This is a genomic window from Psychrilyobacter piezotolerans (genome assembly GCF_003391055.1).
Taxonomy (GTDB): Bacteria; Fusobacteriota; Fusobacteriia; order Fusobacteriales; family Fusobacteriaceae; genus Psychrilyobacter; species Psychrilyobacter piezotolerans.
In genome coordinates this window covers 1-12417 of the sequence record NZ_QUAJ01000018.1, presented here as the reverse complement: position 1 = coordinate 12417, position 12417 = coordinate 1, and the positions used below count along the sequence as shown (strand labels likewise).

The window sequence follows — 12417 nt, the reverse complement described above, 5'->3', positions numbered from 1 at the left end:
TATACGCCTGCCAATGAGATAAACCTGGTAAAATAGTAAAAAAAAAATCCCTCCCTTGACTACTGATTAATACCAGTAATCAAGGGAGGGATTGGAAAGCACAAAATTAAACCTTATGATGTTTTTAATTCTGCTGCACCCTGTTCAACCGTTCCTCTTCCTTCTTCTCTTATTTCATCCCAAACAGCAAACTCACCTTTAATTCCAATCTCATTTGGATTGAAATCCCAATTGTCTGCTCTTCCTTCTTTCATCCTCATTCTATAGTCTTTTAAACAGGCAATGGCAGGTTTATGCATAATTAAAATTCCCACTATATTTATCCAAGCCATTGTTCCTATACCAATATCTCCTAAAGTCCAAGCCATACCACCTGCAACTACAGATCCTAAAAATGTAAATCCAAGGTATAGTAATTTTAAAATAAATCTTATTTTTTTACCTTTTTCACTGCCTTTAGTTAAATAAACTAATGCTGTATCTCCATTCCAATAAAATGCCAATAAAGTAGTAAAGGCAAAGAATACTATAGCTACTGCTACTATATATGCACCATACCCAATCCCGATATCCAAGGCTGTAGATGTGTTAGCTGCTCCTATTGTCCCGATACTCATATCAGAAGTTGCACCACTTGCTGTATGTATTACCCCGCCAGTTCCATCAAATACTTTATATGCTCCTGTAATAATAATCATTAATGCTGTTGCTGTACATACAAATATCGAATCAATATAGATGGAAAATGCCTGTATTAATCCCTGCTTGGCAGGATGTGACGTGTCTGCTGCTGCTGCTGAGGCCGGACCTGTTCCCTGCCCTGCTTCATTTGAATAAACACCTCTTTTTACACCCCAGGATATCGCTGCTCCTACTATCCCTGCAAATGCTTCTTCTTTTCCAAATGCAGATTTAATAATTAAAGTTAATGACGGAATAATTTCCCCCGCATTAAGTGATAAAACGATTACTGCAACGATTATATAAGCTACTGCCATGAATGGAACTACTATTCCGGCAAACTTTGCTAACCTTTTAGCTCCTCCAAAAACAATCGTAGACAGTAATCCCACTATAATTAATCCTGATACCCATTCAGGAACCCCTGCTGCTGTTTTTAAACTTCCTGCAATTACATTTGATTGGGTAGAGGGCATAAATATTGACATGGCTAACACTGTAGCTACTGCAAATAAATTTCCATACCAGGTTTTCCCGCCTAATAATCCTTTTTTGAAGTAATAAGCAGGCCCTCCCCTGTATCCACCTTCAAATTTTTCTTTATATAATTGTCCCAATGTAGATTCAACATATGATGATGCAGCTCCCAGGAGGGAGATTACCCATAACCAGAATATCGATCCAGGTCCCCCTAATGCTATGGCTGTAGCTACTCCTGCAATATTTCCGGTTCCTACCCTTCCGGAAACCGACATACACATTGCTTCAAATCCACTTATTGAATCTGCAGATTTCTCCCCTTCTTTAACATCTTTTCCCAGTAATAATCTTATCATTTCCTTGATCATTGTAAATTGAGCACAACTTGTTTTTAAAGTAAAAAACAATCCTGCACCTAAACAAAGATATATAAGTACCGGTGACCAAATAATACCATTCACTATATTTACTAAATTTTCCATATAAACCTCCAAAGAATTAAAACAATAAACTTAATATTTTCTGATTTTTCTTATCGATCTATTAAAATGATAACACTGCTTTAGAACAATGTCAACCAAATCGATACAGATGTTCATAATTTTAGTATAATTTGTTCGTTTTTTAAGTAGAAAATTCTTTAATTTTTTTAATGCTGACAAAAATAATTTACCATGGCTGTATATTATTTCACTAAGATCTGTGGATGATTTTTCAATATTAATTATTTTGAACAGATTTTCATCGGTTGGGCAAAGCACTTTTTTAAGATTTTAAAAAATCATCCCACCCCTGCCTTTTTCTTCCTCTATTATCATCTTTAGACAAAGTTTCGCTGGGGTACTGCTTTTTCCAGTTGGCAGGCATTCCAGTGCTTTTAAAGTTATATTTTTTAGTGAATAGAACTATATGATTCACCCTCAATTAATTTCAAACAAATTTCTACTTTAGTTTCGTAACTCCTCTTTTTATTTTTTTTCACAAAAAAGCAACGTGACGTTGCATCCAGATAGGCATAATTTCTTAAATAATAAAAAAAGGGCTTCTGAAAGCCCATTTTATTAATCATATATAATTTTTTTTAACTTTTATTTAAAATTTCCAGCCAAAGATCCATCTCTTATATTCCATATTTTAAATCAGAAAAATATCTGTCTATTAACTTCTGGGTCTTTTCCTCATAATGTTCGATCTGCTTTTTTACCAGCTTCTCAATATAAGCTATCTCTGCTTTATCTTTAGTGTAATATATAGGTGTTTCCTTTAGAGGGGTGGCATAGAGTTCTAAATTGTCCCCCTTCATCTTCCCGTTGTATTTAAACCAGTCATAGAAAACCTTGGAATTTAAATAACCCAGGATATAGAATAAATTTATATTTTTTTCCCTGGGAGTGAGATAATATATATCGGCACTTCCATAAAATTCCCCTTCCGAATATGAAAATTTATTTATCTTGGATCTCTGCCTGCCGATTATCTTAGGTACATTAAATATTTTTTCATCCCTGGCCCACTGGAGCTCCCACCAATTGATAATGGATCTTAAAACTTCCCTCCTCCTGCTCAGTCGTTCCTTATGGGGGTTCAGATGTTTAGCCAGTTTTTTATTTAAAGCCACCTTATTATCTAAATAGAGGATCCAATATTTATTGGAGGTATAGGTATACTGGTCTATATCTTTATTCTTATAAAATGGCTTTAGATATTCCCTGTAGTTCTCCTCATAGGAATCAAAAACAAAGGCCCTGTCATACCCGCTGACTATACCCTGGTTGATGTTTAGAAGTTCCCCCAGGAAATGAGTTCTGCCATTGTATACCCTATTTAACCGTTCCAAGTCTTCCTCTTTGGCTAAAATAACCTTATCCCTATAGTTATAAATTTTATCACTGTCTATGAAATATTTTTCCCTGTCATCTATCACTTCTAATTTCCCACTTTTTTTTTCCTTTCTCAGGGTAAAAACAACATTGTGCTGCCCCGCAGCCTCCTCAAAAACAGACCTGTTGTAATTATTTATATATTTAAAGGTGGTGTATTTTTTTATCTTCTCCCTCAATTTTTTAGCATGATCGGCTTTAAACCAGTAATTTGTGGTTATGTAGGTCAGCACTCCTCCATCTTTTAGTGCATCTATTCCCTTGGCTATAAAAAAATAGGCGTAATCCATCTTCCCCTCATAATTTTCTTTTCCGAATTTATATTTTTTCATATCTTCAAATATTTCTTTATTGTTCTTTTCCCCAAAATACGGTGGATTCCCTAAAACAAGGTCATAAGTTTCGTCTATTTCCTCCATGAGGGAATTGGTCTTTATTAAATTTATATTTTTATCTTCAATCTCGTATTTTTCCAGGATCTTTAAAATATTATTTTTGCAGATCAGCAGGGCTTCCCCATCTATATCATAGCCTGTAATCCATGAAATATTATAGGTATACTCTCCTAATTTTGCCTTATACAGCTGTATTATGGTATTTAGGAGGGGAAGGAGGAGATTCCCGGTACCGCATGAAAGATCAGCACACCTGAGGTTGTCAAATTTGGATCTGCTGTAATCTCCATTAAAATATATGTCTAAACTTTTATTTATCATCTCTTTTGCTATATAATCCGGTGTATATACCTTAAAATTTGTATCACTGTTTATCTTCACTGACCGCCCCCCTTTTTTTTACTTTTAGCTCTCCTTAAAATACCAATTCATAATTATTTATTTCTAAATACAATCCGAATATGGCTAATAAAAAAAAATTATAATTCTCCTTTACTTAAGTATACCACTAAAATTTATCAAAAAAAAAGAGTTACTATAAATTATAGTAACTCCATATATTGACATTATCATTCTCCAAATCATATCTTTATTTAAATGACTAAATCAATACAAATAACTTTTATTTTATCTTCATATCCATTGGGAATAGAGTCATAAACCTTTTTAAGCATTAGCGACTTATTCTTTAGTTTTCTAAAATAAAAAATTAAATAAATACCATATTGAACATTCGAAGAAAAATATTTATCTATGAGTTGATTTTGAATCCCTTCATATAATTCGCCATTGTCATCTCTTTTACATTCTATTTGTACTTGATAAGAAAAATTAGATTTATACTTAACATTAATATCCAGTCTATTATCTGCTAAATATTGTTCTTTCGTAGATAATAACTCACTACCATATTTATCATTTAATCTTTGTAAAATAATATCTCTAGATGCTTCTTCCGTTTTTTTTGATTTAACCAGTTTTACTTCACTATAAAAAGAATTTTTATCATTATTGATATTATCTTCAATTTCTTGTTTTAATTTTTCTATTTTGTATGATACCTCTGTAAAAAAATCTTTCTTCGATAAGATTGCACTATCAAATATAAATTTCTTTATATTTTTTACCTTATAACTCTCATGTAAACTGTCACTTTGTTGCTGTTGTAGCTCATTTAATTTATTTAAAATTTTATTTTTCCATGTATCATCATCACTTGAATGAAGTTCACTTAGTGTTTCTAATTCTTCAATATCAAAAAACATTAAAGAGGTTCTTTTAAGAAAACTGGCACATTCATTTTTAGGTGATTGAATGCCATTCACTTCTTCTATAGATTTATTAATTTTGAATGCTGACATCATATAACTAATAATTTTAATTCTTAATTTACTATCAAAGTTTTTAAAGCCATCATATAACTCTTGTGCATTATCTCTTATCAATGAGTGAAATGAAGTTGCCATGTCAATAGTAAAATTTTCTTTTTTATTATTATTAAATACAATTAGGGCTTCTACTGCATTTTTATTATCTGTATTCATCTCTAATTTCTCTAACTCAATCAAATCACTCATCTCTAAATTAAAAGCATAAATATTTAAAAAATTTTCTGAAATCGAATTTTTTATATCCGATAAATTAGAACCATGAGACATTGCAATTCTTTTTAAATTATCTATATTACTATCTAAATTTGTATATTTGTTGACAATATGCTTAATCTCATAAAATTGTTCTTCCAACAATAACTCTATATACTCTTTCAAACAACCTTTAACAAAATTTAAATCATTCTTTTCTAGTCGTTTTATAAAATTACTTTTTTGAATATTTATTGCTTTACTCTGTTTTAAAGTATTTGTATATAAATACTTTTTAAGTTCTACATCATCTATTATAATTTCTTCATCTTCGTTTAAAACTAAAGAGACATAATAAACTATATCAATATTTCTATTTGCACTAGGAGAATCTTTCGCCAATGAATTTAGAGTTAATAATTTAGGTTCAATTAATTCATTATATATTGTGTCTTTCAGTACCGCTTTTAACCTTTCTAATGTTGCATTTTCTAGGTATATTTTTTCTTTTTTGCTATTATCAAAATAAAATAAATGTGCAATCCAACCTAAATCTCCAAAACATTTTTGAATCTCTTCATCACTTTTATTCTCAAAGTATTTTTCATTTCTTCTTTTTGCTTCTATTTCCTCTTCCTTCCATTTTTTTTCCTGTTGTTGAGATTCTATTTCCCAATCTTGTCTTTTAGGATTCAACCAGTTATTAAATTCTTCCTCAAGGCCATATTTAATTATTAATTCCTCTATATTTTTAGGAATTATAGGTTTGTTATTTTCATCTTTCAATAAACAATTTAATCCTCTAAAAAATAAGTCTTTATTAACTTTTTTTTCAAAATTTTTATTCATTTTTTTCAGTAAAACTTCACTTTGGTTATTTGGAGATTTATAACTAAAAAAATAATTAAAATCACATGTTAAACTATGTATGTTGAGTGTTTCATTTTCTTTAGATAGCATTTTATCTATATATATTTCAAATAATTCATTTGCTAACCTTTGAAGTTTTTCCTCAGATACTTTAACCTTATCAGTTATCTCATAGCGATACGACTCAAATTTTATTTTTTCAAAATCAGAATAGTATGTATTAAAATACTCGATAATAGCGTATATTTCTTTTGCCTCTAAAGATTCGTCATATTTCAGTAATGTTTCTAAAAAATAATCACTAACAAAGCTTTTAACTAATTTTGGAAGTTTTAATTTAACTTCTCTTGAATCATCACAACTAAGTTCGTAAATTCTCTTTAAAAGTTCATATTTATTATCATACTCAGTCTTATAAAGGTAATTACAATACCCTATTATCCTTTTATGAGTATATAAAATAAGATATTCAGAAATTTTAGTATGATCTATATATTTAGGATATAATATATTTAGAATTCTTTCTTTTAATCTATCATCTTTATCTAAAATATCTCCACTTTTTATTTTTTCAACTACATCTTGTAAATAATCTGGTTCTAATATGAATAATTTTATAAAATCTTCTTTATAATATGTTGGAATTAAATTTTCTTCTATTTTCTCTTTTAGAAAAGCTTTGAGATTATCACTTATCTCTTCACTTTGAGTGATGATATTGATAATAAAATCAATGTAATGATTTTCAAATTTTAATGCCTTATCGTATTCATTTATTAAAAAATTATCTAATTCTATTGTATAAAATCCTTCTAATTCCATCCTTTGCCCGAATTCAAAAAAATATGGATTAGTTTTTGAATATTCTTTAACCGCTAATATGATTTTCTTTTTATCTTCTATGTTGAAAAGAGAATTATCCCCATGGATTGCTTGATAGTAAGGATCAACTTGAATAAAATCTTGATCTGCACTTAATGAACACAACCAGGCGTAAGTTCCTCTAAGTTCAGTAGGAATTTTAACATTTTTCACAAATAAGTTTTTAATCCTTTCCTTACTTATTTCAATAGAATCATCTAATTTATATTTAAAAATATAATTGGCTAAGGTATACTCTGCAATTGTTCGATGAATAAACTTGCCTTCACTAAATATTTTTGTTTTTAATACCTCCTCTAATAACTCTTTTTTATATCCTTTTTCAGAATTTGATATTTCATCAATAAAATTATTATCAAAATTATCGATACCACTAAATACATAGTAAAAAGCAAGGTATCCAACAATTTTAAACATTTCGCCTTGTTCTATATAAAAACTACTTTGCAGATGATTTTGGTTCTGTTCTCTAGCACTAACTATGAACTGCTTATATAAATTAGTTTTTGAACTAATCTCATCTCTATTATTTTTCCATATTTCAGATAACATATAAAACATTTGAGGATTGCTTAAAAAACCTTTATTTGTGAATTTTCTAATAAAAATATCTTTATTGTCTATGTTTAAAAGATCTGCAAGTTTATTCTGTTCTTCAATGCTCAATGGTTGAATACTAAAAAATATGGCTTCCTCATTTACCTCTTCCCTCAAGTCATTTTTATCTGATTCACCACGCCAGTCCATCTCTCTGCAAGTGATAATAATTTTTAAATTCTTATTCATTTTCAATAAATCATTCACTTTATTTCCAATTTCAGTAAGCACAAAAGTTTTATCATCAGCAACTCTTCTATATTCATCCAAGCCATCTAATAAGAGTATTTTTACTGATTCGTCTATCTGACTTTTTAATTTTATAAATTTCTTAACAGGTATTAATTCTGTATTATTATTTTCACCTTTATATTTTTGTAATATAGAACTTTTACCGCTTCCAGGTGCTCCTAATATAATAACAATTTTGTTTTTTTGAATTATATCTTTTAGTAAAAATTTATTATCTCCTTCTAAACTTAATGGTTGAATATTGAAAAGTGAAACTTCCTCATTTACCTTTTGCTTTAAGGCATTTTTATCTGATTCACCACACCAGTCCATTTCCCTACAGCTCATAACAATTTTTAAATCACTATTTCTTTTTAATAAATCATTCACTTTATTTCCAATTTCAGTAAGCACAAAAGTTTTATCATCAGCAACTCTCCTATATTCATCCAAGCCATCTAATAAGAGTATTTTTACTGATTCATCTATCTGTCTTTTTAATTTTATAAATTTCTTAACAGATGTTAATTCTACATTATTGTTCTCATCTTTATATTTTTGTAATATAAAACTTTTACCGCTTCCAGGTGCTCCTAACATAATACTAATTCTATTTTTTTTAATTTTATCTTTCAGTAAATATATATTATCTTCTTCTCTAGTTAGACTTTTTAATGATAAATCTATGTAATTCATAGTACAACTCCTCTTAGTGAACATCCTTTTCTATATATAAATTATACCACTAAATTTCATCAAAAAAGAATTTTTAGTCGCAGATTATTTTAGATTATTCAGCACTAAAAATTACTAGAAGATTTCCGTATAACAGCTATAAAAGTTTTATACATTTGAATTTTTTTATTTGATATTCATGAATCATAAATTTAATATTCGTATATCAAACTTTGCATGATTCATTTTCTCTATGAAGGGAAAAACTGGATATGGAGTATAACTTATAATGTATATAACAAATCACAGTGAAAGAAGGAAAATATAACTTAATTTTATTAAAGGGAGGAGATCGATGAAAAAAATTGTACTAATGTTTTTATTGCTAACAGTTATGGGATGCTTCCATGAAAGTACAAGAAAAACCAAGGATGTCGTGGGTGAAGATAGTTTGAAGAGTAAAATTTTACCCCTGACAGTAGACGGGAAAACATATAATAATTATCTGGTTTATGAAGATTTAAAAGGGGAAAAAGCTCCAGGAATTCTGCTTATCCATCATTATTTAGGATTGGATGAAGTAACAAAGAACAATGCCAAAAGATATGCGGAATTAGGTTATGTTGTTTTAGCCATGGATATGTATGGAAGTGATGTAAAAATAACAACTCATCAGGAAGCAGGAAAAATATCGGGCTATTATAGAAATAATAGAGAGATAATGAGGGAAAGAATAGATAACGCTTTAGATCTGTTAAAATCAAATGAAATGGTAGATAGTAACAGGATTGCTATGATTGGTTATTGTTTTGGAGGAGATTCTGTGATCGATTACCAGCTCTATAAGGAAGATCCACTATTGGGGATATCATTTCATGGTTTTTATACAACACCCCTTATAAACAACAAATTAAATGGCAAATTGCAGATTCATCACGGTGAGAACGATACAGCTTCTAAAATACAGGATTTCCAAAAATTTGTAAAAGTTCAGCCGTCTGTAGAACCATATCTTTATAAGGGAGCAGGTCATGGATTTACTACTCCAGGGAAAAGCTATAATCCTGAAGCCGACAATTTATCCTTTGAAAGAAGTAAAGAATTTTTAAAGAATAATTTCTAGGACATACCCCAGTCTGCTTCAAATTTTATATAAACACTAAAAATCAATATAAAAAACGGAATTTTCAGGGAGATAAGAATCGAAGAATTATTATCTCCCTTTTTTTACTTATGCAAAGATCTACAACCCACTAAATTTCATCAAAAAAAAGTCACTATAAATTATATATACCAAGTAGTCGATATAAGTTTTATTTTTAACAGCCTATGAGTTATAATATAAAAAATTAAGGGAGGGTAAAATGAATAAAGAAAATATCCGTAAAATTAAATTTAAAAATACATTAAAAATAGAATTTGAAGTTATGGAAATTTCAAACGTTTTTAAAAGATTTCAGGATGGAAATCTAGAGTTTGATATCGGTAAATTTCATAGACCACAGTTTAACATGATTTTATTGGTGGAAAATGATAGTGCAAAACATTTTGTAGATTTTAAAACATATGATGTAAAAAAAGGTGACATCTTATTAGTCGGAGAAAATTACGTTCATGCTTTTTCCAGGAATCAAAAATTAAAAGGAACAGCAATCATCTTTACAAGTAATTTTATTGAGATTAACGAAATAGGTATGAATTCTTTAAAAAAACTATTCAATATGCATCTCATCAATGAATCAGGAAAAGATCGAACTATTAAAGAACTTTTCAAGATACTAAAGTGCGAATATAAGGGGGATAAGGTAAATTCAATAATATTATACAGATATCTCCTTGGGTCTATTTTAACAAAACTTGATATACTGGTTGATGAAAATAAATTAATTAAAGATGAAAATAAAAATACGAAAATAATGTTAACTCTCGACGGATTAATTGAAAAATTTAATTATCAATGTCGTGATTCTATTGAATATACAAAGGGAACAGGATACAGCTATAAACAGTTAAATATTATATGTAAATCAGTAACAGGATATACTTTGAAAAGTTATATAGATAATATGGTTATTTTAGAAATGAAAAGGCAAATTGTGGCAAATGATATGAGTTTGAAGGAAATGTGCATTTTCTTTAATTTTGATGAAGAAACTAATTTAGTAAAGTATTTTAAAAGAAATGTCGGCACCTCTCCAAAAAAATTTAAAGACCAATACCAAAACTTTCATGGATAAAAGGTACGATTTCTACCATTTTTTGACTTTTTTTTACCTACCGGATTATAAATAAATTTCTTATAATTAATATATAAATAATAAGGGAGGAAAATTATGACTAAAAAAATTTTATTAACAATGGTAGTTGTTTTACTAACACTAACTGGGTGTAACAGCATTCAAAGCAAAAAGGGAAAAGAAACATCAAAAAAAGAGCAGGTGGTGGCGTTATTAAAAGCCTTAGAAACAGGGGAATCTGAACCCATAGGAATTATAAACTCTGAGAAATATATCCAGCATAATTTAGCAATTCCTGATGGTTTAGCAGGATTTGGGGAATTTGTTTCAAGCTTACCGGCAAATAGTATAAAAGCTAATACTGTAAGAGTTTTTGAAGACGGAGATTATGTATTTGCTCAAACAGATTATGAGTTCTTTGGACCAAAAGTAGGATTTGATGTATTCAGATTTGAAAATGGAAAAATTGTAGAGCACTGGGATAACTTAGGAGAGAAAAAAGGTCCAAATCCAAGTGGACACACTCAGCTTGATGGTGCAACAGAAGTAACCGATTTAGATAAAACTGAGGAAAATAAAACACTGGTAAAAGGATTTATAGAGGATGTTTTAATGGGTAAAAATCCTGCTAAGATAACTGATTATATCAGTACAGAAAAGTATATTCAGCATAACACAGATATAGCAGATGGTCTTGACGGACTGGGTGCAGCTTTACAAGCTATGGCTGAAGCAGGAATCACAATGGTTTATACTGAAAACCATAAAATTCTTGGAGAAGGTAACTTTGTTTTATCGATGAGTGAGGGAAAATTTGCAGGAGTTCATGTAGCTTTCTATGATTTATTTAGAGTAGAAAATGGAAAAATCGTTGAGCACTGGGATGTTATTCAAGAGATTCTATCAGAAGATAAATGGGCAAACGATAACGGGAAATTCTAGATAAATTTATACCAGCGTAGATACTTAGTTTAGAAGTATCTACGCTTTTTATCTATTAAAATAAGAGACCTTAATAAATTGTAATTTTAAAAAAATTAAAACTATTGAATAGAAGTTTTTATTAAATAACTAAAGGAGTGGTAAGATAAAAATTAGTGAGATTTATGAATTGTTCGATAAAATAGGTGTTTTAACTTTTTCAACAATTCACAATAACGAAGTTCACAGTAGGGTTGCTCATTTTAATGGATGTGACGAAGAAGGCATGTATTTTAGAACTATGTGGAATAAACCCTTTGCAAGACAATTGATGGAGACAGGAAAAATAACAATCTGCGGTGTAAGTGATACAAGAATACTTTCTCATGATGGAAATTCAGGAGCAGAATTTCCCCCAGGTTATTCTATCAGACTTATCGGTGAAGTCAGATTTGTGCCAGAAGAAGAAATTCTTGAAAAAGCCAAAACAAATAAAGACCTTCAGTTGGCTGTATATGATATGAATAAGTATCCGGCTATGAAAAAAGGGAACTCCATACCGTGTAATCTCTGAAAGATGTGACTATTGTGGTGACGGCATCACAGTATGTCCAGTAGATGCAATAGAATTGTCTTCTTCATTTTAAAATAAAAATTTTTAGGGAGATCCCTGAGTCTGCTTCAAATTTTGTATAAACCTTCAGATTAATGCTGCAATTACATTAATTTGGAGGTTTTTTTATGAGAAAAAGAAGAAAGAAATTTAAAGGTTCTAACTAAAATTAAATTAAATTAATGTTGACTTTTATTTTTTTATGCTGTAACATCTACCTGATTAAACATATATAAAACACAATTAGACTAACTATATGAAGTCAAGTAAAAATAATTGATTTTTTTTAAAGTCAAGTTTAAAAAAAATGGCATTACAAAAAAAGGTGCTAAGATTTTAAATTTTTTAAAAGTTAACTGCAGATGAATTTTT

7 protein-coding genes are annotated in these 12417 nt (G+C 29.3%); 4 read left to right on the top strand and 3 right to left on the bottom strand.

All coding sequences use genetic code 11. The features are described from left to right. Window positions 1-113: 113 nt before the first annotated feature. The 3 genes from DYH56_RS10350 to DYH56_RS10340 all read right to left on the bottom strand — a co-directional run bounded on the left by DYH56_RS10350 (window position 114) and on the right by DYH56_RS10340 (window position 8295). Window positions 114-1643: an alanine/glycine:cation symporter family protein gene (locus DYH56_RS10350; protein WP_114642795.1), complete on the bottom strand. Its 1530-nt coding sequence runs from the start codon at window positions 1641-1643 to the stop codon at window positions 114-116. 638 nt (window positions 1644-2281) lie between these two features. Next, complete coding sequence (locus DYH56_RS10345; RefSeq protein WP_233500028.1) at window positions 2282-3817, bottom strand: Eco57I restriction-modification methylase domain-containing protein; 1536 nt, start codon at window positions 3815-3817, stop codon at window positions 2282-2284. Between the two features lie 212 nt (window positions 3818-4029). Continuing rightward, window positions 4030-8295, bottom strand: a complete 4266-nt coding sequence (locus tag DYH56_RS10340) for an NACHT domain-containing protein (RefSeq protein ID WP_114642794.1) — start codon at window positions 8293-8295, stop codon at window positions 4030-4032. A 334-nt stretch (window positions 8296-8629) separates the two neighbouring features. On the opposite strand from DYH56_RS10340, the gene DYH56_RS10335 reads away from it, so the two are divergent. From DYH56_RS10335 to DYH56_RS10320, 4 genes are all read left to right on the top strand, one after another. After that, the gene (locus DYH56_RS10335) at window positions 8630-9397 is read left to right on the top strand and encodes a dienelactone hydrolase family protein (RefSeq protein ID WP_114642793.1); all 768 of its coding nucleotides are present in this window, start codon (window positions 8630-8632) and stop codon (window positions 9395-9397) included. 241 nt (window positions 9398-9638) lie between these two features. Beyond that, window positions 9639-10511, top strand: coding sequence for an AraC family transcriptional regulator (locus tag DYH56_RS10330; protein ID WP_114642792.1), 873 nt, complete (start codon window positions 9639-9641; stop codon window positions 10509-10511). Between the two features lie 96 nt (window positions 10512-10607). Continuing rightward, a complete protein-coding gene (locus DYH56_RS10325) occupies window positions 10608-11453 on the top strand; it encodes a nuclear transport factor 2 family protein (RefSeq protein ID WP_114642791.1) in 846 nt (281 codons plus the stop codon). Between the two features lie 169 nt (window positions 11454-11622). Continuing rightward, a complete protein-coding gene (locus DYH56_RS10320; protein ID WP_114642790.1) occupies window positions 11623-12006 on the top strand; it encodes a hypothetical protein in 384 nt (127 codons plus the stop codon). The last annotated feature ends 411 nt before the right edge of the window (window positions 12007-12417 follow it).

Coding starts and splice junctions, on each gene's coding strand:
- DYH56_RS10330 (WP_114642792.1), top strand. CDS start 9,639: ATGAATAAAGAAAATATCCGTAAAATTAAATTTAAAAATACATTAAAA.
- DYH56_RS10335 (WP_114642793.1), top strand. CDS start 8,630: ATGAAAAAAATTGTACTAATGTTTTTATTGCTAACAGTTATGGGATGC.
- DYH56_RS10325 (WP_114642791.1), top strand. CDS start 10,608: ATGACTAAAAAAATTTTATTAACAATGGTAGTTGTTTTACTAACACTA.
- DYH56_RS10350 (WP_114642795.1), bottom strand. CDS start 1,643: ATGGAAAATTTAGTAAATATAGTGAATGGTATTATTTGGTCACCGGTA.
- DYH56_RS10340 (WP_114642794.1), bottom strand. CDS start 8,295: ATGAATTACATAGATTTATCATTAAAAAGTCTAACTAGAGAAGAAGAT.